Origin of the sequence: Streptosporangium sp. NPDC049046, from assembly GCF_040649155.1 — a bacterium.
In the GTDB taxonomy this organism is placed as follows: domain Bacteria; phylum Actinomycetota; class Actinomycetes; order Streptosporangiales; family Streptosporangiaceae; genus Streptosporangium.
This window is the reverse complement of the sequence record NZ_JBEZEZ010000019.1, coordinates 81,298-105,301: the sequence shown is the minus strand read 5'-3', so window position 1 is coordinate 105,301 and position 24,004 is coordinate 81,298. Positions and strand designations below refer to the sequence as shown.

The window sequence follows — 24,004 nt, the reverse complement described above, 5'->3', positions numbered from 1 at the left end:
CATATTCCATCGGATGATGGAATATTAGCCGTCTGAGCCGCCGGCGCCAGGGGGTGCGTAGAGCCGGTCGACGAAACGGTGGGCGTAGGCGCGGAACTCGCGCCTCTCGCGATCGGCGGTCACGGCGTCGCCGCCGCGGGCGCTCAGGGCGGTCACGTGGCCGTGGGCCGCCCAGACCAGGCTGCGCACGGTGATGTGCGGCGTCGGCTCGACGACGAGACCGCGGGTGGCCGCCTCCAGCAGGGCGCACTCGATCTCCCCGTAGATCGGCAGCGAGTACGCCTCGTCCAGGGAGAGGTGGAGGGTGGGGTCCAGCCACCGCCGCAGCCACAGGAACGTGGTCTGGGGGTGGTCGTCGAGGAAGTCGACGAACGCGTCCACCAGGTCGTGCATCGCGTCCACGACGTCGCCCGGGCGTTCCGAGCGCACGGCGGCGAGGAAGGCGCGCACCGGCGGCGTGAGCGTCGCCTGCTCCAGCTCGAAGACGCGGGCGAAGCAGGCGTCGTACAGGGACGACTTCGAAGGGAAGTGGTGGTGCACGCTGGAGACGTCGATCCCGACCTGAGCGGCGATGTCGCGCATGGAGACGCCGTCGGCCCCGTACCTGGCGAAGAGGGCGGTCGCCTCGGTGAGCACGCGGTCGCGCGTGGTGGGGGCCGAGCGGTCCCTGGGCGGGCGCCCCCTGCGGCGCGGCCGGGGCGCGGAGACGTCTTCCCCCCGCTCTCCGTCGCCCCCGTCTCCCCTGTTCTCCCCGTTCTCCGTGCTCTTCCTCATGCCGGACAGTCTGCCAGGACCGTCGGTCTTCGTAATCCATCACGAGATTGATTTCGCCGCCCGGGGATTCAGGCCAACGAGGACGCGGCGCCTTCCGGTATGACGGCGAGGGACCTGATCTGCTCGGGGGTGAGCGCGGTGCCGCGTTCGCGTTCCGCGGCGAAGCGCTCCTCACCCAGCGCGTCACGGACCCGCGCGGTGATCCGGTCGACGTCGCCGCTCTCCACGGAGGTGAGGGGCATGGGACCGGACGCGAGGGCCGCGGCGCCCGCGCCCAGGAGCCGGGCGGCCCGGTTGTGGAGTCCGGCGACGGCGAGCGCCCCGGCCAGGCCGTACACGGCGACCGTCATCTCCCTGGTCCCGTCGAACCTCGCCATCAGATCGAGGGCGACCAGGTGCATGTCGAGGGCCGCCGCCGCGTCACCGCGCCCCTCGGCGACGAAGCCGAGCTCGGTCATGATCATCGGAAGGTAGGGCGGCGGCTCCCCGGAGTCGGGAGGGGTGTGGTCCAGCACGTCGCGCAGGTGGGTCTCGGCGACGTCGAGGCGGCCGTCCCTGCGCGCGGCGAAGGCGAGACCCATCCGGGCGAAGGTCTGCCCGGCCCGGTGACCCTGCTCCAGGGTGAGCCGCAGCGACCTCTCGCTCCACTCCGCCGCCCGCGCGTAGTCGCCGCGCTGCAGTGCGATCCAGCCCAGCCAGCCCAGCCGCCCGGCGAGCTCCGTCCACAACCCGAGCTCCTCGGCGAGGCGCATGCCGTCACGCTGCAGCCGTTCGGCCCGGTCGAGGTCGCCGGTCATCTCGGCCAGCGCGCCGAGCCAGCCGCCGGACTCCAGCTGCCCCCAGCGCTCCCCGAGCTCGTCGAAGATCCGCGCGCTGCGCTCGCCGTCGCGTCCGAGCCCGTCCAGGTCACCGCGTACGTGGGCGAGTTTGGCCCGCAGGGCGAGGGCGGCGGCCGTTCCCCAGCGGTCACCGAGCGCCTCGAAGGCGGGGAGCGCCCGGTCCAGAAGGTCCGCGGCGGCGGACAGGTCACCGAGGTCGACCCCCGCGTAGGCGAGGATCCACCACGCCCTGGCACGCCCGCCGGGATCGTCCGCCTTCTCGTACGCCTCCAGGGCGGCCCCGCGAAGCCGCTCCCGGTCGGCGGCGGCGACGTCACCTCGGAGGAGCGCGATCACGGCCTTCCAGGTGAGAGCCTTGGCCCGGAGGGCGGCGAACGAGACGGCGGGGGGTCCGCAGGGGACGGCGAGTGCCGCCGCCAGGGATCGGTGGGCCTCGGTCAGCCGGCCGCGCAGGAACCAGTACCAGCCCATCGCGCCGACGAGGCGCAGCGCGCCCTCCGCGTCGCCGTTCCTGACGGCCGCGTTCAGCGCGGCGCGGATGTTCGCGGCGTCGGAGTCGAGACGCCGCAGCCAGCGCCGCTGGTCCGCCCGGTAGAGACGCGGCTCGGCCCGTTCGACCAGGTCGGTGTAGTGGCGCAGGTGCCGCAGCCGCACCCGCTCGTACTCCCCGGCCCGCTGGAGACGCTCGACGCAGTACGCCGCCACCGACTCCAGCAGCCGGTATCTCGGCCCGTCGGCACCGTCCACCATCACCACCAGCGACCGGTTCACCAGCCGTGCCACCAGGTCGAGTACGTCCGCGGCGGGGACGTCGTCATCCGCGCAGATGGCCTCGGCGGCCTCCAGGTCGCAGCCGTCCGCGTGTACGGCGAGGCGGCGCAGGACGGCGCGCTCGGCCCCGGTCAGCAGCTCCCAGCTCCAGTCGATCATCGCCGTCAGGGTCTGCTGGCGCGGTGGGACGCCCCGATGCCCGGTGGCCAGCAACCTGAAACGATCATCGAGGCGGGCGACAAGACCGTGCACCCCGAGGGCGGGGACCCTCGTCGCGGCCAGCTCAAGCGCGAGCGGGATGCCGTCCAGCCTGCGGCACAGCGCCGCGACCGCCGGAGCGGTGTCCGTGTCGAGGGTGAACCCCCTGGCCGCGGCGGACGCGCGTGCCACGAACAGCCGCACGGACCCGGTTCGTTCCAGCTCGGGGATGTCGTCGAAGGCCCGGCCGGGCACCTCCAGCGGTGGGACGCTCCAGACCACCTCGCCGGGCAGGGCGAGCGACTCCTGGCTGGTCGTGAGGATCCGCAGGCCGGGGGCGGCGCGCAGCAGCGATCCGGCCAGCTCGGCGACCGGCTCGACGACGTGCTCGCAGTTGTCCAGCACCAGCAGCAGCCTCCGGGGGCGCAGCGCCTCGGTGAGCCGGTCGGCGGCGGTCACCGGCCCCGCGCCACCCGCGGCGTCCTGGACGTCCAGCACCGTCATGATCGTCTCAGCCAGCCGGTGGACCACGTCTTCGTCGCCGGGACGGTCGAGCGCGGCGAGTTCGACCAGCCACACCCCGTCACGTACGAGGCCGGGAGCGACGGTGCCGGAGAGGGCCGTGCTGGAGGAGACGGTGCTGGAGGGGACGGTGCTGGAAGGGGCGTTGCCGGGAGCGACGGTTCCGGGAGCGGTGGTGACCGAGGAGGCGGTGCCGGGGGCGTGGGAGGCGGAGGGGGCGGTGCCGGAAGGACCCGGGGCGGTCAGATGTCTGGCGGTCTCGATCGCGAGGCGGGTCTTGCCCACGCCGCCGGGACCGGTGAGTGTCACCAGCCGTTCCGTCTCCAGCAGGGTGCGGATCTCGGCGACGGCCTCCTCCCTGCCGATCAGGTCGGTGAGTGGCGCGGGGAGATTGGTGCCCGGCCTGTCGGGGAGAGGGGCGGACGCGGCGAGCGCCGGGTCCTGGGTGAGGACGGCCCGGTGCAGGGTGACCAGGTCGGCGCCCGGATCCAGGCCCAGCTCGTCGGCGAGCAGGACGCGCAGCTCCTCGTAGCTGTCCAGCGCCTCGCTCTGCCGTCCTGAGCGGTACAGGGCACGCATGTGCGCGGCGCGCAGCCGCTCCCTGAACGGGTGGGCGGCGAGCAGGTCGCCGAGCTCTCCCGCGAGCCGGACGTGCTCGCCCAGCTCCAGCCGTGTCTCCGCGTGCTCCTCCTGCGCGGTGAGCCACCGTTCCAGCAGCCTCGTGATCGCGGGGCGTGCGAACGGCTCGTCGCCGAAGTCGGCGAACGCGGGGCCGCGCCACGACGCCAGCGCGTCGGACAGCAGCGCCGCCCTGACCCGTGGATCCCCCGCGAGGGCCGCCTCGTCGAGCAGGCGCAGGAAGTCGGCCACGTCGGTGTCGGCCCTCAGCACGTAGCCCGCCGGATGACGGACGACCAGGTCCCGGCAGCCGGGTTCGGCGTCCTCCAGCACCCTGCGCAGCTGCGAGACCTTGGCCGAGAGGGCGCCGGTCGGGTTGCCCGGCGGATCGTCGCCCCACAGGTCGTCGACCAGCCGGTCGGCGGGCACCGGGCGTCCCTCGTGCGCGAGGAGGTCGGCGAGCAGGGTCCGGACCTTCAGCCCGGGGATCGCCACCGGCTCGCCGGCGGTCGTCCACACGGCGAGCGGCCCAAGAACCCCAAAACGCATGAAGGCCACGATAACCCCGGGCGCTCATCGCTTTACCACTCGTCTTACGGCGGATTCCCGTGCTCCCCGGGTCGGCCGTAAAGCGGCGGGAGCTTTTCCGTAAAGGGGGTCGGACATGCTGAGGGCACATCGAACGGAGCGGGAGACGAGGGAGGTACGGAGATGCCGGAGGAGGGCAGGCTGCGACTGGCGGTCATCGTCGGGAGCACCCGCGACGGCCGGTTCGGGCCCACCGTGGCGGACTGGTTCACCTCCCGGGCCCGCAGGCGCGGAGACCTGGACGTCGACCTGATCGACCTGGCCGAGACCGGTCTGCCACAGACCCTCACCGACCAGGAGGAGCCCGCACCCGCGGAGGTGGCCGCTCTGGCGCCGAGGCTCGCCGACGCCGACGCCTTCGTCGTGGTCACCCCCGAGTACAACCGGAGCTTCCCCGCTCCGCTGAAGACCGCGATCGACTGGTACTACGAGGAGTGGCAGGCCAAGCCCGTCGCCTTCGTCGCCTACGGCAGGGACTCCGGTGGCCTGCACGCGGTCGACCAGCTCCGCCAGGTCTTCACCGAACTGCACGCCGTCGCCATCCGCGACGCCGTCATCCTTCCCCGCTACTGGGACCTCTTCGCGACCGACGGCACCTGGCCGAGGGCCGGCGCGGAGTGCAACAGCGCGGCGAAGAGCACGCTCGACCGGCTGACCTGGTGGGCCCGCGCCCTGCGCGACGCCCGAGCCAGGAGCCCGTACGTCCCCTGACCGTCCTCACATCCGACCTCGTCCAGCCCGGCTCCAACGGGCTTCATCCGGCGCGAACGACACGGAGAGAATCATGCGGAAGATCATTGCCATGACCCACACCACGGTCGACGGCTACATCGACAACCCCCACCTGTGGTCCATGCCGTACTCGAACGAGGAGTCGATGGCGTACGCCCTGAACCTCACCCTCGGCTGCGACACCCTGCTGCTGGGGCGGGTCACCTACGTGGGCATGGCCCAGGCGTGGCCCGGTATGAGCAACCCCTACGCCGACCACGTGAACGGCACCGAGAAGTACGTGGTCTCCTCGACCCTGGAGAAGGCCGAGTGGGCGAACTCGACCATCGTCCACGGCGACGACCTCATCGCCACGGTGACCGAACTGAAGAAGCGGGCCGGCGGGAACATCATGATCTGGGGCTGTGGCCGGCTCACCGACGCGCTCATGGAGAACGGCCTGCTCGACGAGTACCGGCTCCTGGTCTCCCCGGTCATCCTCGGCAAGGGGCAGCGGCTGTTCCGGGGGGAGGACGTCACGGCGACCCTGGAACTCGTCGACAGCACGACGTTCGACACCGGTCTTGTCGCCCTCGCCTACCGCCCGGTGAACGCGGCGGAAGGCCCGGCGAACGCGGGCTGAGCGACACGGCCGGAGTCCAGGAGTCCCGGAGGCGCACGCCGTCTCCGGGACTTCCGGGTTTTCCCGCGTTCTCCGGTTCGTTTCCGGTGCCGCCCGGATCACCGGAGGCCGGCCACGGGCCCCGTCCCGCACCGCCGCCGAGCAGCGGAGACCCTTCTCCGGGGGAGGGCGCCACAGGCCGGGATCGCCCACGAGCCGATGAGATTCGACGGGACGAGAAGCCTCGGTTCGTCGCGGGATTTAGGACGTAGATCCATAAGTCGGAGAAGTCCCCTCATATAGTTGGGTGCCAATTGTCGGGCTCGGAATCGATGGCGAGGATCGTGAGCGTTCAGGAGGGGGCGGGGGCCGTGCTCGCCGGGCGGTACCGGCTGGACGAGCTGATCGGCCGTGGCGGTACGGGCGAGGTCTGGCGCGGGTACGACCTGCGCCCCGGCTGGGCGGTGGCGATCAAGATCCTGTCGCCGCAGGTCGCCGACGCCGCGGTGCGTGAGAGGTTCGCCGGGGAGGCGAGGACCGCCGCGCGCGTCGTCCATCCCAACGTGGTGACGGTGCTCGACATGGGTGAGCACGAGGGTCGGCCGTACCTGGTGATGGAGTCGCTGACCGGCCGGGATCTCGCCGCCGAGCTGGCCGAGCGGGGGCCGCTGAGCGTGTCCGAGACGTGCCACCTGGTCAGGCAGGCCGCGCTCGGGCTGGACGCCGCGCACCGGGCCGGGGTCGTGCACCGCGACGTCAAACCCGCGAACCTGCACCTGGGCACGGGGGGCGTGCTCAAGGTCGTCGACTTCGGCACCGCCAGGGTCGCGAGCGAGGCCGCGATGCGGCTGACCTCGGCGGGAAGCGTCATCGGCACGGCCGCCTACCTGTCTCCCGAGCAGATCCTCGGCACGCCGGGGAACACGGCCTCCGACCTGTACGCGCTCGGCTGCGTCTGTTACGAGCTGCTGTGCGGACGGCCCCCGTTCGTCGGCCCCGACGCGGAGGTGATCTCCCAGCACGTCCGCGACCGGCCGGATCCGCTCAGGCGCTACCGGCCCGATGTCCCGCCGGAGCTTGAGGGGCTGGTCATGGCCCTGCTGGAGAAGGATCCCGCCGCGCGGCCGACCGGGGGAGAGGTGATCCGCCAGGTCACCGCGACGGCCCACCACACGTCAGCCGTCCGCGACAGTGTCTCCCCGGTCTCCCCGGTCCCTGCGGCACCGACGGCACCGACGGCCACGTACGACATCGGGGCACCGATACCGGCACAGGCACCGATGCAGGCACCCGCGCCGACGAAGGTCACGCCGGGGCCGCCGGTCTCCGGGCCGGTGCCCGTGTCCGGTGGCATCTCCACGCTCACGCGGGGGCGGCTTTCCGGGCGGACCCTCGCGATCGCCCTGGGCGCGGTGGCCGTGCTGGTGGCGGCGACCGTCTGGGCGCTGACGCCGTCGGAGCCGACCGGGCAGGCGAGCACGGCCGGAGTGCCGTCCGAGACGCCCTCTCCCGAGCAGCCCACGCCGCCCGCGTCGCCGTCACCCACCCCCACACCGTCACCGTCCGTCTCGCGGAGCGCGGCGGCGCCGTCCCCGGATCCGGTCCTGTCACCGCCGGCGGGGACCGGATGGCAGGTGCAGCTGCCGATCCTCCACCGGGCGATCACCGAACAGGAGCTCCAGGGGAAGATCGACCCCAGGACGGCCCGCGAGATCCGTAAGAGGGTCACCAAAGCGGGCGAGGCCCTGTGGAAGGGCGACGAGCGTAAGGCGCGCGACGAACTGCGCAAGTTCGGCCGGGACCTGTCCGAGGCGCGCAGGAAGGGCAGGCTCGCCTCCGACGGACCGCTCTACGACTTCCTGCGCAAATCCGGGTTCGCCTTCCAGGAGGAGGGCCGGGAGCCGGGGCCACGTCATCGCGGCGGCGACAATGACGACGAGAACGATGACGACCACGAGAACGAGGACTAGGCAGCCGGTACGTGGTCGAGATCGCCTCGGCCGCTCCTTCCCGTGTCCGGGTGAGACGGTCTCCGGCGCTACCGGCTGCCGGACCGGTGCGCCACTGTCCGGCCGGGTGCCGTGACGACGGTTCGCCGACGGGAAAGACCGGCGCGGGCGAAACCTCGTGATCTTGAATATCTGCAGGTGCAGGGAGCACGGGGATGTCCGTCGTTTCCGGGTACCGCTGAGGTATGACCGCTGAATCGAAGGATCCGCTGGCGGATCTCAACCCGTTCGACATATTCGACACCGAGGCCCGTCGCCTCGACCGTTTCTTCTCCGGGCTCGACGCGGAGGACTGGCAACGCCCCTCACGGCTGCCGGGCTGGTCGGTGCGCGACGTGCTCGGGCACCTGGCGGGGGAGGAGCTGTACAACCACGCCTGTCTGGACGACGACATCGACGGGTTCGCCGCGATGCTCGGGAGCGAGGGTGTGGAGGGCGGCTTCGACGCCTTCAACGCCTGGTGCGTGGAGCGCCGCCGTGACGTTCCGGTCGAGGAGGTGCTCCAGGAGTGGCGGCGCGAGAACGGGGAGACGCGCGAGCGGATGCGCGAACTCGGCCGTGACGCCCTGCTGCCGACCCTCGCGGGGCCGTACCCGGTGGGGTCGCAGACCTTCCACTACGACTCGGAGTACGCCACCCACGCCGACGACGTCGGCGCGCCCGTGGCGGAGGGCGAGGAGGACGAGCGGGTCTGGTGGCGGGTGAGGGTGGGCGCGTTCGCGCTCGCGGAGCAGGGGGCGACGGTCGAGGTCGAGCTGACCGCCGACGGGATCTGGGTGCACGCCTACGACGCGAGCGCGCAACTGGCGCCCGCGGCGTTCGTGGCGGCGACCGTCGGGCGCCTGCCGGACGGCCACCCCGTCGACCATCCTCTCGACCGCAGGCTCAGGGCCGCCCTGCGCTGTCTGGCCTGAGCTTTTCCGCTGTGCTTTCCGGCGCTCCTCGGTTCCGGGCGCTTTTCTGCGCGTCCGTCCGGCCGGTGATCCGCGGCCGGGACCTCAGTCGTCGGTCCTGTCCTCACCGCCCTTGCTGGTTCTGTCCTTGCGGCGCATCCGGTGCAGGGTGCCCGCGTGGGCGCGCTCCTCCGGGTGCGCGCGCACCCTGCGCAGGCTGGCGACGACGGTGACGAGCAGCACCAGGAAGATCACTCCGAGGGAGACCGGGGTCGGGACCTCGGGGAAGGACTTCGAGATGTCCTCGTGCAGGAACGACAGGATGAGCTTGAGGCCGATGAAGCCGAGGATGACCGCGAGGCCGATCGACAGGTAGACGAGGCGCTCCAGCAGCCCTTCGATCAGGAAGTACAGGGCACGCAGCCCCAGCAGCGCGAAGGCGTTGGCGGCGAAGACGATGAGCGGATGCCGGGTGACGCCGAAGACGGCGGGAATGGAGTCGAGCGCGAACAGCAGGTCGGTGCTTCCGATGGCGAGGAAGACCAGGAACAGCGGCGTGACCACCCGCCTGCCGTTCTCGCGGGCGACGAGCCTGCCGCCGTGCATGTCGTCGCTGACCGGCAGCACCTTGCCCGCGTGGCGGATCAGCGGGTTGTTCTCGACGTCGGGGTCCTGGTTGCGGTGCCGTACGAGCTGGATCGCCGTCCAGATCAGGAGCAGGCCGAAGACGAGGAACGTGAAGGAGAAGAGGGAGATGGCCGCCGCGCCGACCGCGATGAGGATGGCCCGCAGCACCAGCGCGGTGGCGATGCCGAAGAGCAGCACCTTCTGCTGGTGTTCCTCGGGCACCGAGAACCGCGCCATGATGATGACGAAGACGAAGAGGTTGTCGACGGAGAGGCTCTTCTCGACGATCCATCCGGCGAAGTACTCCGTCGCGAGTCCCGCCCCGGCCAGCCACAGCAGGACCAGGCCGAAGGCGATGGCGACGCCGATGTAGAAGATCGTCCAGGCGGCCGCCTCGCGCATGCCCACGACGTGCGGCCGGCGTGCCGCCACCACGAAGTCGAGGGTGAGCAGCGCCACCACCACTGCGATGACCGCGATCCACATGCCCAACGAGTCGATCGCCATCGCTGTCCCCTCTTACCGGTCGAGATCATTCGCCTTACCCAGGGCGGGGACCTCCACACCCGGTGATCATCGGCCGAATACGCCCTCGGCCCGCCGGGGTGTCCCGGCGGGCCGAGGGCGTATTCGGTGGGAGAGGGGGAGGGGTCAGCGGCCCGCGCCCGCGCGGCGCTTGGTCCACACGTCGAGGGCGACCGCGGCGAGCAGGACCAGGCCCTTGAAGAGCATCACCCGCTCGCTGGGCGCGCCGATGAGGGACATGCCGTTGTTGATCACGGCCATGATGAGACCGCCGGTGAGCGCGCCGACGACCTTGCCCACGCCACCCTGGACGGCGGCCCCGCCGATGAACGCGGCGGCGATGGCGTCCAGCTCGAAGCCGTTGCCCGCCGTCGGGCCCGCCTGGTTCAGGCGGCCGGCGAAGATGATGCCGGCGACCGCGGCGAGCACCCCCATGTTGACGAAGATCCAGAACGTGACGGACTTGACCTTGATGCCCGACAGGCTCGCCGCGTTCAGGTTGCCGCCGATGGCGTAGATGTGGCGGCCGAAGACGGCGCGGTTGGTCAGGAGCGTGTAGCCCAGGACGAGGAGCGCGAGGAGCACCAGCACCCAGGGCAGGTTCTTGAACCTGGCCAGCTGCACGATCACGACCATCACCACCGCGGAGGCGGCGCCGATCTTCAGGAAGAACAGGGGCAGCGCGTCGACCTTCTGCCGGTAGCCCAGCCGCGCCTGGCGGGCCCGCCACTGCGTACCGGCGATCCCGGCCACCGCGGCCAGGCCGACGAGCAGCGTGATCAGGTCGGCGCCGTCGAGTGGGCCGAGGGGGATGTTGCCGAAGAAGCCGGGCACGAAGCCGTTGGCGAGGGTGCGTACCTCGTCGGGGAAGGGGCCGATGCCCTGGTTGCCGAGCACGGTGAGGGTGAGCGCCCTGAAGATCAACATTCCGGCGAGGGTGACGATGAACGCCGGGATGCCGAAGTAGGCGATCCAGTATCCCTGCCAGGCCCCGATCAGCGCGCCGGCGATCAGCGTGATGAGGATCGCGAGCGGCCACGCCACGTCCATGTCGACCATCAGCACGGCGGCGATGGCGCCGGTGAGCCCCACCACGGAACCCACGGACAGATCGATGTGCCCGGCGATGATGATCAGGATCATGCCGATCGCGAGGATCAGGATGTAGGAGTTCTGCACCATGATGTTCGAGATGTTCTGCGGGCTGAGCAGTCCACCGTCGGTCAGGATGGAGAACAGCAGGATGATCAGTGCGAAGGCGATGTAGATGCCGCTCTGCCGCAGGTTCATCGAGAAACGGCCGCCGGGTGCCTTCGCGGGCACCGACAACAGGTCGCCGCCCGATGGCGGTGCTCCGGTGTTTCCTGCGGGTTCGGCGACTCCGTGCGCCGGGACCTGGCCGCTGCTCATCGTGCTCCCTAATCCTTTTCCTTGGTCATGAACTGCATGAGCCGCTCAGGGGTGGCCTCCGCCCGCGAGACCTCACCGGTGATGCGACCGGCCGACATGGCGTAGATGCGGTCGCAGACGCCGAGCAGCTCGGGAAGCTCCGAGGAGATGACCAGGATGGCCTTTCCCTGGTCGGCGAGCTGGTTGATGATCGAGTAGATCTCGTACTTGGCACCCACGTCGATGCCCCGGGTGGGCTCGTCGAGGATGAGCACGTCAGCGTCGGTGAAGATCCATTTCGACAGCACCACCTTCTGCTGGTTGCCGCCGCTGAGCTTGCCGGTGACCGACAGCACGCTGGGAGCCTTGATGTTCATGCTCTCCCGGAAGCCGTCGGCGACCTGGTACTCCTTGTTGTCGTCGACCCAGCCGCGTTTCGCCAGCTTCCCCAGCGCCGCGGCCGAGACGTTCCGCTTGATGTCCTCGATCAGGTTGAGCCCGTACCGCTTGCGGTCCTCGGTGGCGTACGCGAGCCCGTGGCCGATCGCCTCGCCGACCGTGCGGAGCTGGATCTCCCGCCCGTTCTTGTAGACGCGGCCGGAGATGTCGACCCCGTAGCTGCGGCCGAACACGCTCATCGCGAGCTCGGTGCGCCCGGCGCCCATCAGCCCGGCGAGGCCGACGATCTCGCCGCGGCGCAGCGTGAGGCTCGCGCCGGAGACGACGACGCGGCCGTGCTGGCTGGGGCTGTGAACCGTCCAGTCCTCGATCCGCAGCGCCTCCTCGCCGATCTTCGGCTCGTGCGGAGGGAAGCGGTGCTCCAGGTCGCGGCCGACCATGCCCGAGATGATGCGGTCCTCGGTGACCCGGTCGTTCTTCATGTCCAGGGTCTCGATCGTCCGGCCGTCGCGCAGGATCGTGGTCGAGTCGGCGATCGCCTGGATCTCGTTCAGCTTGTGCGAGATGATCACCGAGGTGATGCCCTCGTCGCGCAGCCCGCGCAGCAGGTCGAGCAGGTGCGCGGAGTCCTCGTCGTTGAGCGAGGCGGTCGGCTCGTCGAGGATGAGCAGCCTGACCCGCTTGGACAGCGCCTTGGCGATCTCCACCAGCTGCTGTTTGCCGACGCCGATGTCCATCGAGAGCGTCACCGGGTTCTCCCGCAGCCCGACCCGCTCCAGCAGCTCGGCGGCCTCGGCGTTCGTCCGGTTCCAGTCGATCAGGCCGCGGGTGGTCCGCTCGTTGCCGAGGAAGATGTTCTCGGCGATCGAGAGGTAGGGGCTGAGCGCGAGCTCCTGGTGAATGATCACGATGCCGCGCTTCTCGCTGTCCCTGATGTCGGAGAAGCGGCACGGCTCGCCGTCGAAGAGGATCTCGCCCTCGTACGAGCCGTGCGGGTACACGCCGGACAGGACCTTCATCAGCGTCGACTTGCCGGCGCCGTTCTCCCCGCAGATCGCGTGTATCTCGCCTCTGCGTACCACCAGGTTGACGTCCTGCAGGGCTTTGACGCCCGGGAACGTCTTGGTGATCCCCCGCATCCGAAGTATGTCGTCGGTCATGCCGTCCGCCTCCGTACTGCCTTCCCGCTCCGTGTGCGCCCGGCCGGCGGCGGGTGGAGCGCCGCCGGCCGGGTGCCGTCCGTCATGACACCGGCACCGCTTACTTGAGCTGGTCCTCGGTGTAGTAGCCGGAGTCGACGAGGACCTGCTTGTAGTTGTCCTTGTAGACGATCACCGGCTCGAGCAGGTTCGACGGGACGACCTTGTTGCCGTTGTCGTAGTCCTCGGTGTTGTTGACCTCGGGCTTGCCGCCCTTGAGCACGGCGTCGGCCATCTCGACGGTCACCGCGGCGAGCTTACGGGTGTCCTTGTAGATCGTCGCGTACTGCTCGTCCCCGATGATCGACTTCACCGAGGCGACCTCGGCGTCCTGGCCGGTCACGATCGGGTAGGGCTGGCCGGAGGTGCCGTAGCCGCTGCTCTTGAGCGCCGACAGGATGCCGATGGACAGGCCGTCGTACGGGGAGAGCACGCCCTGGACCTTGGTGTCGCCGGAGTAGGCCTTGGTGATCAGGTCCTCCATGCGCTTCTGCGCGGTGGCCGGGTCCCAGCGCAGGATCGCGACGGTCTTGAAGTCGGTCTCCTTGCTCTTGACGACGAGGGTGCCCTTGTCGATGTACGGCTTCAGGGTGTCCATCGCGCCGTTGTAGAAGAAGGTGGCGTTGTTGTCGTCGGGGGAGCCGGCGAAGATCTCGATGTTGAACGGGCCCTTGGCGTCGCCCTCGGAGCCGTCCTCCTTCTGCAGCTTCAGGCCGACCAGCAGCGAGGTCGCCTGCTGCACGCCCACCTTGTAGTTGTCGAAGGTGGCGTAGTAGTCGACGTTCGGCGAGTTGCGGATGAGCCGGTCGTAGGCGATGACCGGGATCTTCTTGTCGGCGGCCTGCTGGAGCTGCGTGGTGATGGCGGTGCCGTCGATCGAGGCGATGATCAGCAGCTTGGCGCCCCTGGTGATCTGGTTCTCGATCTGGTTGACCTGGGTGGGAATGTCGTTCTCCGCGTACTGCAGGTCGACCTTGTAGCCCAGCTTCTCCAGGGCGCCCTTGACGTTGTCGCCGTCGTGGATCCAGCGCTCGGAGGACTTGGTGGGCATGGTGACGCCGACGAGGGTCTCGGCGGGCGCCGCGGAGGCTCCCGACGCTCCCTCGTCGACGGTCTTGACGCTGGAGCCACAGGCCGTCACTCCCATGGCGAGAGCCAGGCTCACCGCGGCGGTGGCCAGCTTCCCGAACTTCATCGATTACCTCCAGGGTGGGGTTCCGTGCCTCCGGTCCGGGGTGAGCCGGGGACACGGTGGGGCCGATTTGGCCGATGGGGCACAGCGAGGCGCGGTGCGTCCCGGGAGTAGCGGGTGCCGTGGCGGCACGCCCCGGATTCCGGCGTGCCGCCGGGGCGTGTTGTGTCCGAATCGGGTCCACGGCGACACCGGAGCCGGTCGGGAACCGGCCCGCTCCGGCGTCGGTGAGAGTGTTCGTGAACGTGTCCGTGGGCGTCGCCGCGGACACCGTCATGAGCATCGTGGTAAGCGTCGTGATGAGCAGCGTCGTAAGTACTGCCGTAGGTACCGGCGTAAGCGCTGTTGTGAGCGCTCACATCCGCGGCATGAGGCCACCGGATGGTCCCTTCGGCTGTGTGACGAGCAATCAAATGCCCGGGTCGGCCGACTGTCAACCCCCGGGCGGTCAGGAGTCCTCGCGTCATGGAGTCCTTCTCGCAGGAGATGTGAGCGTTAACAACAAGGTATGCGCCAGTTAAGGGCGTCATGACGGCAACGTCAAGTAGGTGTTAACGGATGATCTCCGAGTAATCAGAATGTAATCTCACGGGTGCTTGACGCGGGGTGTTGTTAGCGCTCACAGTCTGTCCCAAGCCACCATGAAGGAGCCGACCAAGTGAGTCCGAGCCTCGAACGCCGTCCGCCCGTGATGGCGGACGTCGCCACGAGGGCCGGTGTGTCGCACCAGACGGTCTCGCGCGTGCTCAACGACCACCCCAACGTCCGCGCCGAGACCCGCGAGCGGGTCCTGGCGGCGATCCGTGAGCTCGGCTACCGGCGCAACATGGTCGCCCGAGCCCTGGTCACCAGGCACACGCGCACCCTGGGCGTGGTCAGTTTCGACACGACCCTCTACGGGCCCGCGAGCACGGTCTACGGCATCGAACAGGCGGCCAGGGCGGCAGGTTACTTCGTCAGCATGGTCAGCCTCAAGACCATCGACACCGCGGGTGTGCGCGACGCGCTCGGCTATCTGGCCGAGCAGGCCGTCGACGGCATCGTGGTGGTCGCGCCCCAGCGCTCGGCGGCCCCCGCGCTGGCCGGTGCCCCCACCGACATCCCCGTCGTGGCCGTCGAGGGCAGCCACACCGGCGACGTGTCGGTGGTGAGCGTCGACCAGATCGAGGGCGCCCGCCTGGCCACCCGGCACCTGCTCGACCTCGGCCACGAGACCGTGTGGCACATCGCCGGCCCCTCGGACTGGCTGGAGGCCGACGGGCGGATCGAGGGCTGGCGCGAGGTGCTGAGCGCCGCGGGCCGTACGGCCCCCGAGTTGCTGTCCGGAGACTGGAGCCCACGCTCCGGCTACGAGGCCGGGCTGCGCCTGGCGGGGACACCCGGCGTCACCGCCGTGTTCGTCGCCAACGACCAGATGGCGCTCGGGATGCTGCGGGCCTTCGCCGAGCTGGGCGTGCGGGTCCCCGAGCAGATCAGCGTCGTGGGGTTCGACGACATCCCCGAGTCGGAGTTCTTCACTCCGCCGCTCACCACGATCAGGCAGGACTTCGGGGCGGTCGGTAAATACAGCATCGAGGTCCTGCTCAGGCAGATGGAGGCGGGAGCGGAATGGTCCCAAGAGCGACATGTCGTCCCGCCACGGTTCGTGGCGAGGACCAGCACCGCGCCGTTCCGCGCCTAGGACCGCGTATCGTTTCGCACCGGTGGCCGCACCCGGGCGTGGTTCCGCGCCCGGATCCGCGACGCCCGGGTCCGTTCCGCCACGCCTGAGCCCCGTGGATCCGGCACGGTCCCCCGTACCTGAGAACCCCCCCGAGCGAGGTCCCGCCGTCCTGATGTCCTGGAGAGAATGTGAACGCTAACAACGACCGTTACGTGGTCGGTGTCGACTTCGGCACACTGTCGGGCCGCGCCGTGGTGGTACGGGTGAGCGACGGCGCCGAGATGGGCACCGCCGTGCACGAGTACGCCCACCGGGTGATCGAGGAGCGGCTGCCGGACACCGCCGTACGCCTGGGCCCCGACTGGGCGCTGCAGTCGCCGGAGGACTGGCGGGAGGTGCTCCGCCAGGCGGTGCCCAAGGCGGTGGCGGCGGCCGGGATCGCCCCGTCGCAAGTCATCGGCCTCGGGACCGACTTCACGGCCTGCACCATACTTCCCGCCACCGCCGAGGGCACCCCGCTGTGCGAGATCGACGGGTTCGCCTCCCGCCCCCACGCGTGGCCGAAGCTGTGGAAGCACCACTCGGCGCAGTCGCACGCCGACCGGATCAACGCCGTCGCCGCACGCAGGGGAGAGACGTGGCTGCCCCGCTACGGCGGGAAGATCTCCTCGGAGTGGGCGTTCGCCAAGGGTCTGCAGGTGCTGGAGGAGGACCCGGAGATCTACGCCCGCGCGGAGCGCTGGATCGAGGCCGCCGACTGGATCGTCTGGCAGCTCACCGGCGTGGAGACGCGCAACGTGTGCACCGCCGGGTACAAGGCCGTCTACCAGGACGGGGCCTACCCGTCCGAGGAGTTCCTCGCCGAACTCAACCCCGGCTTCACCGGTTTCACCGCCAAGCTCGGCCGGAACCCGGCCCCCCTCGGAGGGCTCGCCGGACGGCTGGACGCCCGCGCCGCCGGGTGGACGAAGCTGCCCGAGGGCATCGCGATCTCGATCGGCAACGTCGACGCGCACGTCACGGCCGCCGCCGCCGACGCCGTGCGGCCCGGCCAGATGGTGGCCATCATGGGCACCTCCACCTGCCACGTCATGTCCTCCGACGCGCTCGCCGAGGTGCCGGGCATGTGCGGGGTGGTCCGCGACGGCATCGTGCCCGGACTGTGGGGGTACGAGGCGGGCCAGTCGGGTGTCGGCGACATCTTCGGGTGGTTCGTCGAGACCTCGGTGCCCGGCTCCTACGAGCGCGAGGCGGAACAGCGCGGCCTCAGCGTGCACGACCTCCTCACCGAGCTGGCCGCGGCGCAGCGGGTGGGACAGCACGGCCTGGTGGCGCTCGACTGGCACAACGGCAACCGCTCGGTGCTGGTCGACCACAACCTCTCCGCGGTGGTGGTGGGCCAGACGCTCGCCACGAAACCCGAGGACACCTACCGGGCGCTGATCGAGGCCACCGCGTTCGGCGCCCGCACGATCGTGGAGACCTTCGAGAGCTCCGGGGTGCCGGTGACCGAGTTCGTCGCCGCGGGGGGCCTGATCAAGAACCGCTTCCTGATGCAGGTCTACGCCGACGTGCTGCGCCGCCCGATCTCGCTGATCGGCTCCGAGCAGGGCTGCGCCCTGGGGTCCGCCATCCACGCGGCGGTCGCCGCCGGGGCCTACCCCGACATCACCTCCGCCTCGGCCGTGATGGGCAGCCGGGCCGAGGCCGCCTACATCCCCGACGCCGGTCGCGCGGACGCCTACGACCGTCTGTACGCCGAGTACCGCCGCCTGCACGACCACTTCGCCGACGGGAAGATGCTGCACGGCCTGCGGGCCCTGCGCTACGAGGCGAGCACACCGGCCGGCGAGAACGAGAAGAACACGTCGACGAACGAGGAGGACGCGTGACCGGGCGCGAGGAACAACCGATCGGGCAGTCCCCGCCCCCGTGCGCGGCCGGACGTCCGGTCCCATGGGCGGCCGGGTACCCGGCCGCGTGCGAAACGGCGGTGGCCCGATGAGCGCCGTCGTCAGGAAGCTGCGGGAGACGGTGGCGGCGCTCCACCAGGAGCTGGTCCGCTACAACCTGGTCGCCTGGACCGCGGGCAACGTCTCGGGCCGGGTCCCCGGCGAGAACCTGTTCGTCATCAAGCCGTCGGGGGTGACCTACGACGCACTCACCCCCGAGTCGATCGTGGTGTGCGACCTGGACGGCGAGCTGGTCGAGGGCGAGCTGTCACCGTCCAGCGACACCGCCGCGCACGCGTACGTCTACCGGGCGATGCCGCGGGTGGGCGGAGTGGTGCACACCCACTCCACGTACGCCTCCGCCTGGGCGGCGCGGGGTGAGTCCATCCCGTGCGTGCTGACGGCGATGGCGGACGAGTTCGGCGGGGAGATCCCGGTCGGGCCGTTCGCGCTGATCGGCGGGGACGACATCGGCAAGGGAATCGTCGCCACCCTGGAGGGCCACCGCTCCCCGGCGGTGCTGATGCGCAACCACGGCGTCTTCACCATCGGCGCGGACGCCCGCGCGGCCGTCAAGGCCGCGGTGATGTGCGAGGACGTCGCCCGTACCGTGCACGTGGCCCGCCAGCTGGGCGAGCCGCTGCCGATCGCGGCAGCAGACATCGACAGTTTGTACGACCGCTACCAGAACGTCTACGGGCAAAGGAGTCCGCGGTGACCCTTCACGAGCGTGAGATCTGGTTTCTCACCGGAAGCCAGGGCCTGTACGGCGAGGACACGCTGGCCCAGGTGGCGGAACAGTCCCGGAGCATCGCCGAGCGGCTCGACGACGCGCTGACGTTCCGGGTGGTGTGGAAGCCGGTGCTGACCGACGCCGCGTCGATCCACCGGGTCTGCCTGGAGGCGAACGCCTCGGACGCCTGCGTCGGGGTGATCGCCTGGATGCACACCTTCTCCCCGGCCAAGATGTGGATCGCCGGGCTGGACGCGCTGCGCACGCCGCTGCTGCACCTGCACACCCAGGCCAACGTGGCGCTGCCGTGGAGTTCCATCGACATGGACTTCATGAACCTCAACCAGGCCGCGCACGGCGACCGCGAGTTCGGCTACATCCAGGCCCGGCTGGGCGTGGCGCGCAAGACCGTCGCCGGACACGTGAGCGACCCGGCGGTGGCGGCGCGCATCGGCGCGTGGGCGCGGGCCGCGGCCGGACGCGCGGAGCTGAGCTCGCTGCGGCTGGCCCGCTTTGGCGACAACATGCGCGACGTGGCGGTCACCGAGGGTGACAAGGTGGAGGCGCAGCTGCGTTTCGGCGTCTCGGTCAACACCTACGGCGTCAACGACCTGGTCGCCGCCGTCGACGCCGCGGCGGACTCCGACGTGGACACCCTGATCACCGAGTACGAGGACACCTACAAGGTCGCCCCCGAGCTGCGCGCCGGAGGCGAGCGCAACGACTCGCTGCGCTATGCCGCCCGCATCGAGCTGGGGCTGCGCCACTTCCTCACCGAGGGAGGCTTCGGCGCGTTCACCACCAACTTCGAGGACCTCGGCGGGCTGCGGCAGCTGCCGGGGCTCGCCGTGCAGCGGCTGATGGCCGACGGCTACGGCTTCGGCGGCGAGGGCGACTGGAAGACCTCGGTGCTGGTGCGCACCCTGAAGGTGATGTCGGCCGGCCTCGAGGGCGGCACCTCCTTCATGGAGGACTACACCTACCATCTCACCCCCGGCCAGGAGGTGATCCTGGGCGCGCACATGCTGGAGGTCTGCCCGACGATCGCCGCGGGCGTGCCCTCGTGCGAGATCCACCCGCTGAGCATCGGCGGGCGCGAGGACCCGGTCCGGCTGGTCTTCGACGCGGAACCCGGACCCGCCGTGGTGATCGGTCTGTCCGACATGGGGGACCGGTTCAGGCTGGTGGCGAACGAGATCGACGTGGTCAACCCCGCCGAGCCGCTGCCCAGCCTGCCCGTCGCCCGCGCGGTGTGGAAGCCCCGTCCGAACCTGAGCACCTCGGCCGAGGCTTGGCTCACCGCGGGAGGCCCGCACCACACCGTGCTGTCGTCCGCCCTGACCACCGAGGAGCTCACCGACCTCTCCGACATGCTCGGCGTCGAGTTGCTGGTCATCGACGCCGACACCACCGCCCGCCAGTTCGCCAAGGAGATCCGCTGGAACCAGGCGTACTACCACCTGGCGCGCGGTTTCTGATCCGGAACCCCTCTCCTCCCGTTGCCGCCGGCTTCCGGTGCCCCCGCCGCTCGCGGGGGTGCCGGAAGCCGTTGTCGTCACGGCCGCCTTCGGAGGGGATCCGTTCCGGCGCACGGGGGGCATCCGGGCGCTACGGGCGAAGCCGGTGGCCGTCGTCCACCAGGCGGGAGAGCAGGCTGAGGGTGGCCGCGCCCGCCGCGACGCCGCTGAGCACGGAGAGCGGCCAGGCCGACCCGGCCACCAGTGCGAGCGCGCAGGCCAGCACGGCGATCACGACCGCGGTGGTCACGACGAGCAGTACAGGTACGGAGAACATCGACTCACTCCCGCAGGGGGTGTCACCGGGGTTCCGGCGACACGGCGGCCGAGACCCGGATCCGGCCGGATCCGCGCTCGCCCCTACAGGTCCTGCCCGTTCTGAGAGATGTAATCATGTCTGGCGGAGGCATGTGGTCCGCGCTGTGGCCGTCTCGTCGTCCCCGTGCGGGCTCTCCGGGCGGCGCGGCCCTGCCGACAGGGTAGGAAGCGTGGGTCACAGCCGAGCGTCGTTCGTGTGAAATTCAGTGAACACAGCCACTCCTCTCGGTCGCCAGATCTCCCAATTGGCTCTCTGAGCATGGGTTTTATCTGTGAACAAGCCTTACTCCCTTGTTCACGGAACTCAGGTCTGATAGAACAAACGGCACATGTAGGTCGAGTGGGTCGTCGCTGGAACGATCCGCTCATCTCGCGGCCTAACCCTCATGGCCCCTGGAGGACTGCGATGCCCGGTTTCTCTCACCCCCACGGTCCGGGATCCCCCGCGCTGTCCCGCCGCTCGATCCTGCAGCTCGGGGGTGGGGTCGCCCTCCTCTTCGCGACCGGGTGCGCCGCGGGCACCAAGGCGGGCGACCCCGCCCCCGCGGCGAGCACCGCTCCCGGCGAGAGCGGCGCCCCCGCCGCCAGGGCGTTGCGGATCGCGGTGGGCAGCTACCTGAGCAGCTGGGACCAGGACTTCGTCGGATTCGACCTGACCGCGCTGATGCTCTACAAGAACGTCTTCCCCTACATGATCGACTACGGGGTCACCTCGGTCGGCGACGGCCAGATCCTCGACACCGAGGCGATCGCCCCGACCTTCGCCGAGTCCTTCGAACCCGACGCCGACAACAAGGTCTGGACCCTCAAGCTGCGCCAGGGCGTCAAGTTCGCGAGCGGCAACGAGATGACCGCCAACGACGTCAAGTGGTCCAAGGACCGCGCCTTCGCCGCGAAGGCGAACGTCGCCGGGGTCTACCGGCTGATCGGGCTCACCAAGGCCGACCAGGTCGAGGTGGTCGACGACTACACCGTGAAGTTCACCCAGGCCTTCCCCAGCGCCCTCACCCGGCAGATCCAGGCCATCTCGCTGTACGTCTTCGACTCCGAAGAGGCGAAGAAGCACGCCACCGACGACGACCCCTGGGCCAAGGAGTGGTTCGCCAAGAACCCCCCGACCGGCGGCTACTTCAACGTGGAGAAGGCGGTCCAGGGGCAGGAGATCCTGCTCAGCGCCAACACCGGCTACCCCGGCACCGACGGCGCAAAGAGCCCGCAGATCAGGCTCACCGTGGTGCCCGCGGCCTCCAACCAGCGCCTCCAACTGCAGAACGGCGACATCGACATCGCCTTCGGGATCGGCCAGCGCGACATCAAGGACCTCAAGACCACCGAGGGCATCAAGGTCATCTCCGCGCCGAGCAACAACCAGCTCGCCATCCAGATGTCGGTGACCACCGCCCCCTTCGACGACCCCGCGGTGCGCAAGGCGCTCGCCCAGGCCGTCCCGTACGAGCAGATCATCGCCAACGTCTACGGCGGCGACGCGCGGCCCACCAAGAGCGTCGTCCCGCTGGACATGCCCGGCTACTCCGAGACCGGCTACCCCTACACCCACGACGTCGCCAAGGCCAAGGAGACGCTGACCGCGGCGGGCAAGACCTCGATCACCTCCGAGCTGGTCTTCCAGACCGACAACGAGGAGCAGCAGCAGATCGCCGTCCTCGTGCAGAGCGAGGCGAGGAAGGCGGGCATCGAGCTGAAGCTCACCCCGCTCGACCCCGCCACACTCGCCGAGCGCAGGGAGAAGAAGAACATCCCCCTGCAGATCACCCTGGGCCAGCTCTGGGTCAACGACGTGGAGTACATGCTCGGGACCAGCTTCACCAAGGGGGCGAACCTCAACTACTCCAACTACGTCAACGACGAGATCGAGAAGATCTTCGAGGAGTCCCACACCGTCGTCGACGAGGCCGAGCGCGCCAAGCTCTGGCTGCGCGTGCAGGAGATCATGGCCGAGGACGTGCCGTGGGTCGTCGTCTGCCAGCCCAACTTCAACCTCCCCGTCAGGGAAGAGGTGCAGGGATGGGTGCAGCCGATGGACGGTCTGGCCCGGCTGCGCTACCTGAACGTCACCGGGTGATTCATGCGTGTCCTCCGGTTCCTCCTCAGGCGGCTGCTCCAGCTCGTCCCGGTGCTCCTCGGGGTGGTCGTCGTGACCTTCCTCCTCGTCAGGGTCCTGCCGGGCGACCCGATCCGTACCATCCTCGGCCCCAACGCCACGGAGGCCGACGCCGCCGCCGCGCGGGCCAGGTTCGGGCTGGACCAGCCCCTGTGGCGGCAGTTCCTCGACTACGTCGGGGGACTGTTCACCGGTGACTTCGGCACCTCGATCCAGAGCGGCACCTCCGTGGGCGCCGAGATGGCCGTGCGTATCGGTCCCACCATGGAACTCGTCGTGATCGCGCTCACCGTGGCGCTGCTGCTGGCCACGGTGCTCGGCATCTGGTCGGCGCGGAACGTGGGCCGGTTCGGCGACCACACCGTCCGCGTCGCGGCGCTCATCGGCAACTCGGTGCCCGAGTTCTGGCTCGGCCTGGTGCTCGTCCTCGTCGGCTACAGCGTGCTGGGCTGGTTCCCCGCGCCCAGCGGCCGGGTGGACCCCGACACCGACCTCAGCCTGATCACCGGCGCCGACCTGCTCGACGCCGCGCTGACGGCGAACGGCCCCGCGTTCGTCTCCGCGCTGGAGCACCTCGCGCTGCCGGTCGCCACGCTGGTGATCGCCATCGTCGCGCCGCTGCTGCGCAGCGTCCGGGCCTCCGCGCTGGAGGTGCTCGCCTCCGAGGCGTACACGGCCGCCGCCGCGCACGGACTCAAGGACCGGCTGCTGCTCCGCGGCTACCTGGTACGGGCCGCGCTGGTGCGGCTCCCCGCGCTGGCGGCCCTGGTGTTCGGCTTCTCCATCGGCTCGACCGTCCTCGTGGAGTACGTCTTCTCCTGGCAGGGCTTCGGGCAGTGGGCGCTGCGCGGCCTGCTCTACCGGGACTACCCGGTGGTGCAGGCGTCGGTGCTCGTGATCGCGCTGTTCTACGTGGTGGTGTTCCTCATCGCCGACGTCGTCCACGCGATCCTCGACCCGAGAGTGAGGATCTGATGTCGCAGCGCGTCCGGGAGGTCGGCGGGGACCGCGGTTTCGCGTCGTCCCTGATCATCGCGGGCTCCGCCATCCTGGCGCTGGTCGCCGTGGCGGTCGTGTTCGCGCCGCTGCTCAGCGCGTGGGGCCCCGAGGAGATCGACCCCCTCGCGCCCCTCGCGGCGCCGGGCGGCGCCCACCTGCTGGGCACCGACCTCAACGGCATGGACGTGTGGAGCAGGGTCCTGCACGCCGCCAGGCTCGACGTCGGCATCGCGATCGCCGCGGTCGCCGTCGCCGTGGTCGCGGGCAGCCTCGTCGGCCTCGTCGCCGGATACCGGGGCGGCTGGCCGGACGACGTGCTGATGCGAGTGCTCGACGTCTTCCAGGCGTTCCCCACCTTCATCCTCGCTCTCGCGGTGGCCGCGCTGCTCGGCGGCGGGACCGCGAACCTGATCGCGGTGATCGCGCTGGTGAACGCGCCCGCGTACGCCCGGCTGGTGCGGGCCGAGGTGCGCTCGGTGCGGGAACTGCCGTTCGTGGAGGCGTCCCGCACCTCGGGCGCCTCCTTCTGGGGGGTGCTCTGGCGGCACGTCCTGCCCAACAGCCTCACCCCGGTGCGCGTCATCGCCCCGCTGAACTGCGGCTGGGCGATGCTCACGCTCGCCGGGCTGTCCTTCCTCGGGCTCGGCGTGCCGGTGCCCACCGCCGAGTGGGGCGCCATGATCAGCCTCGGTGCCGGAGACGTCGTCGCCGGCCGGTGGTGGACCTCGGTGCCGCCCGGTCTCTTCCTGCTGATCTGCGTCCTGGGCTTCAGCCTCCTCGGTGAGGGCCTGCAGGAACGCGCCGACTCCACGAGGAGGTGACGG

At 70.3% G+C, this 24,004-nt stretch carries 18 protein-coding genes; 11 read left to right on the top strand and 7 right to left on the bottom strand.

Annotated elements, in window-relative coordinates:
• Positions 1–24: 24 nt before the first annotated feature.
• Both AB0B96_RS26040 and AB0B96_RS26035 read right to left on the bottom strand, forming a co-directional pair.
• Positions 25–774 (bottom strand): TetR/AcrR family transcriptional regulator, encoded by a 750-nt coding sequence (locus AB0B96_RS26040; protein WP_362902608.1) that lies wholly within the window; start codon positions 772–774, stop codon positions 25–27.
• A 68-nt stretch (positions 775–842) separates the two neighbouring features.
• Positions 843–4,271: a BTAD domain-containing putative transcriptional regulator gene (locus AB0B96_RS26035; RefSeq protein WP_362902606.1), complete on the bottom strand. Its 3,429-nt coding sequence runs from the start codon at positions 4,269–4,271 to the stop codon at positions 843–845.
• 162 nt (positions 4,272–4,433) lie between these two features.
• Here AB0B96_RS26035 and AB0B96_RS26030 point away from each other — a divergent pair, with 162 nt between their 5' ends.
• The 4 genes from AB0B96_RS26030 (at position 4,434) to AB0B96_RS26015 (ending at position 8,566) form a co-directional block, all read left to right on the top strand.
• Positions 4,434–5,021 carry an NAD(P)H-dependent oxidoreductase gene (locus AB0B96_RS26030; RefSeq protein WP_362902604.1) on the top strand — a complete coding sequence of 196 codons (588 nt, stop codon included), beginning with the start codon at positions 4,434–4,436 and terminating at the stop codon, positions 5,019–5,021.
• A gap of 73 nt (positions 5,022–5,094) precedes the next feature.
• Positions 5,095–5,664 (top strand): dihydrofolate reductase family protein, encoded by a 570-nt coding sequence (locus AB0B96_RS26025; RefSeq protein WP_362902602.1) that lies wholly within the window; start codon positions 5,095–5,097, stop codon positions 5,662–5,664.
• Positions 5,665–5,987: 323 nt separating this feature from the next.
• Positions 5,988–7,613, top strand: a complete 1,626-nt coding sequence (locus tag AB0B96_RS26020) for a serine/threonine-protein kinase (RefSeq protein WP_362902600.1) — start codon at positions 5,988–5,990, stop codon at positions 7,611–7,613.
• 224 nt (positions 7,614–7,837) lie between these two features.
• On the top strand, positions 7,838–8,566 hold the full coding sequence (locus tag AB0B96_RS26015; protein WP_362902598.1) for a maleylpyruvate isomerase family mycothiol-dependent enzyme: 729 nt from the start codon (positions 7,838–7,840) through the stop codon (positions 8,564–8,566).
• A gap of 84 nt (positions 8,567–8,650) precedes the next feature.
• Here the strand turns inward: AB0B96_RS26015 and AB0B96_RS26010 are convergent, their stop codons facing one another.
• The 4 genes from AB0B96_RS26010 to chvE form a co-directional block, all read right to left on the bottom strand.
• Complete coding sequence (locus AB0B96_RS26010) at positions 8,651–9,679, bottom strand: TerC family protein (protein ID WP_362902596.1); 1,029 nt, start codon at positions 9,677–9,679, stop codon at positions 8,651–8,653.
• A 144-nt stretch (positions 9,680–9,823) separates the two neighbouring features.
• The gene (gene mmsB / locus AB0B96_RS26005; RefSeq protein WP_362902594.1) at positions 9,824–11,107 is read right to left on the bottom strand and encodes a multiple monosaccharide ABC transporter permease; all 1,284 of its coding nucleotides are present in this window, start codon (positions 11,105–11,107) and stop codon (positions 9,824–9,826) included.
• 8 nt (positions 11,108–11,115) lie between these two features.
• Positions 11,116–12,645 carry a multiple monosaccharide ABC transporter ATP-binding protein gene (gene mmsA / locus AB0B96_RS26000; RefSeq protein WP_350944271.1) on the bottom strand — a complete coding sequence of 510 codons (1,530 nt, stop codon included), beginning with the start codon at positions 12,643–12,645 and terminating at the stop codon, positions 11,116–11,118.
• 100 nt (positions 12,646–12,745) lie between these two features.
• The gene (gene chvE, locus AB0B96_RS25995; protein WP_362902592.1) at positions 12,746–13,879 is read right to left on the bottom strand and encodes a multiple monosaccharide ABC transporter substrate-binding protein; all 1,134 of its coding nucleotides are present in this window, start codon (positions 13,877–13,879) and stop codon (positions 12,746–12,748) included.
• Between the two features lie 688 nt (positions 13,880–14,567).
• On the opposite strand from chvE, the gene AB0B96_RS25990 reads away from it, so the two are divergent.
• From AB0B96_RS25990 to araA, 4 genes are all read left to right on the top strand, one after another.
• Positions 14,568–15,557, top strand: coding sequence for a LacI family DNA-binding transcriptional regulator (locus AB0B96_RS25990; RefSeq protein WP_350944824.1), 990 nt, complete (start codon positions 14,568–14,570; stop codon positions 15,555–15,557).
• A 170-nt stretch (positions 15,558–15,727) separates the two neighbouring features.
• Entirely contained in the window at positions 15,728–17,431 is a 1,704-nt protein-coding gene (gene araB / locus AB0B96_RS25985) for a ribulokinase (RefSeq protein WP_362902590.1), read from the top strand.
• A 109-nt stretch (positions 17,432–17,540) separates the two neighbouring features.
• Entirely contained in the window at positions 17,541–18,209 is a 669-nt protein-coding gene (locus AB0B96_RS25980; protein ID WP_350944266.1) for an L-ribulose-5-phosphate 4-epimerase, read from the top strand.
• The gene (gene araA, locus AB0B96_RS25975; protein WP_362902588.1) at positions 18,206–19,702 is read left to right on the top strand and encodes an L-arabinose isomerase; all 1,497 of its coding nucleotides are present in this window, start codon (positions 18,206–18,208) and stop codon (positions 19,700–19,702) included. Before AB0B96_RS25980 ends, araA begins: the two co-directional genes overlap by 4 nt.
• A gap of 130 nt (positions 19,703–19,832) precedes the next feature.
• Here araA and AB0B96_RS25970 read toward each other — a convergent pair whose 3' ends face one another.
• A complete protein-coding gene (locus AB0B96_RS25970; RefSeq protein WP_362902586.1) occupies positions 19,833–20,018 on the bottom strand; it encodes a hypothetical protein in 186 nt (61 codons plus the stop codon).
• 447 nt (positions 20,019–20,465) lie between these two features.
• On the opposite strand from AB0B96_RS25970, the gene AB0B96_RS25965 reads away from it, so the two are divergent.
• Genes AB0B96_RS25965 through AB0B96_RS25955 form a run of 3 tightly spaced genes read left to right on the top strand, consistent with a single transcriptional unit; the run spans position 20,466 to position 24,001 of the window.
• Positions 20,466–22,142: an ABC transporter substrate-binding protein gene (locus AB0B96_RS25965; protein ID WP_362902584.1), complete on the top strand. Its 1,677-nt coding sequence runs from the start codon at positions 20,466–20,468 to the stop codon at positions 22,140–22,142.
• A gap of 3 nt (positions 22,143–22,145) precedes the next feature.
• Entirely contained in the window at positions 22,146–23,156 is a 1,011-nt protein-coding gene (locus AB0B96_RS25960; protein ID WP_350947321.1) for an ABC transporter permease, read from the top strand.
• Positions 23,156–24,001 (top strand): ABC transporter permease, encoded by an 846-nt coding sequence (locus AB0B96_RS25955; protein WP_350947322.1) that lies wholly within the window; start codon positions 23,156–23,158, stop codon positions 23,999–24,001. The genes AB0B96_RS25960 and AB0B96_RS25955 overlap by 1 nt, the downstream gene beginning before the upstream one ends.
• Positions 24,002–24,004 lie beyond the last annotated feature (3 nt).

What these genes read in the sequence shown, in the direction of transcription:
- AB0B96_RS26015 (WP_362902598.1), top strand. Translation starts at nt 7,838, where the DNA reads ATGACCGCTGAATCGAAGGATCCGCTGGCGGATCTCAACCCGTTCGAC.
- AB0B96_RS25965 (WP_362902584.1), top strand. Translation starts at nt 20,466, where the DNA reads ATGCCCGGTTTCTCTCACCCCCACGGTCCGGGATCCCCCGCGCTGTCC.
- mmsB (WP_362902594.1), bottom strand. Translation starts at nt 11,107, where the DNA reads ATGAGCAGCGGCCAGGTCCCGGCGCACGGAGTCGCCGAACCCGCAGGA.
- AB0B96_RS25980 (WP_350944266.1), top strand. Translation starts at nt 17,541, where the DNA reads ATGAGCGCCGTCGTCAGGAAGCTGCGGGAGACGGTGGCGGCGCTCCAC.
- AB0B96_RS25990 (WP_350944824.1), top strand. Translation starts at nt 14,568, where the DNA reads ATGGCGGACGTCGCCACGAGGGCCGGTGTGTCGCACCAGACGGTCTCG.
- mmsA (WP_350944271.1), bottom strand. Translation starts at nt 12,645, where the DNA reads ATGACCGACGACATACTTCGGATGCGGGGGATCACCAAGACGTTCCCG.
- AB0B96_RS26010 (WP_362902596.1), bottom strand. Translation starts at nt 9,679, where the DNA reads ATGGCGATCGACTCGTTGGGCATGTGGATCGCGGTCATCGCAGTGGTG.
- AB0B96_RS26040 (WP_362902608.1), bottom strand. Translation starts at nt 774, where the DNA reads ATGAGGAAGAGCACGGAGAACGGGGAGAACAGGGGAGACGGGGGCGAC.
- AB0B96_RS25960 (WP_350947321.1), top strand. Translation starts at nt 22,146, where the DNA reads ATGCGTGTCCTCCGGTTCCTCCTCAGGCGGCTGCTCCAGCTCGTCCCG.
- AB0B96_RS26025 (WP_362902602.1), top strand. Translation starts at nt 5,095, where the DNA reads ATGCGGAAGATCATTGCCATGACCCACACCACGGTCGACGGCTACATC.
- AB0B96_RS25970 (WP_362902586.1), bottom strand. Translation starts at nt 20,018, where the DNA reads ATGTTCTCCGTACCTGTACTGCTCGTCGTGACCACCGCGGTCGTGATC.
- AB0B96_RS26030 (WP_362902604.1), top strand. Translation starts at nt 4,434, where the DNA reads ATGCCGGAGGAGGGCAGGCTGCGACTGGCGGTCATCGTCGGGAGCACC.
- AB0B96_RS26035 (WP_362902606.1), bottom strand. Translation starts at nt 4,271, where the DNA reads ATGCGTTTTGGGGTTCTTGGGCCGCTCGCCGTGTGGACGACCGCCGGC.
- chvE (WP_362902592.1), bottom strand. Translation starts at nt 13,879, where the DNA reads ATGAAGTTCGGGAAGCTGGCCACCGCCGCGGTGAGCCTGGCTCTCGCC.
- AB0B96_RS25955 (WP_350947322.1), top strand. Translation starts at nt 23,156, where the DNA reads ATGTCGCAGCGCGTCCGGGAGGTCGGCGGGGACCGCGGTTTCGCGTCG.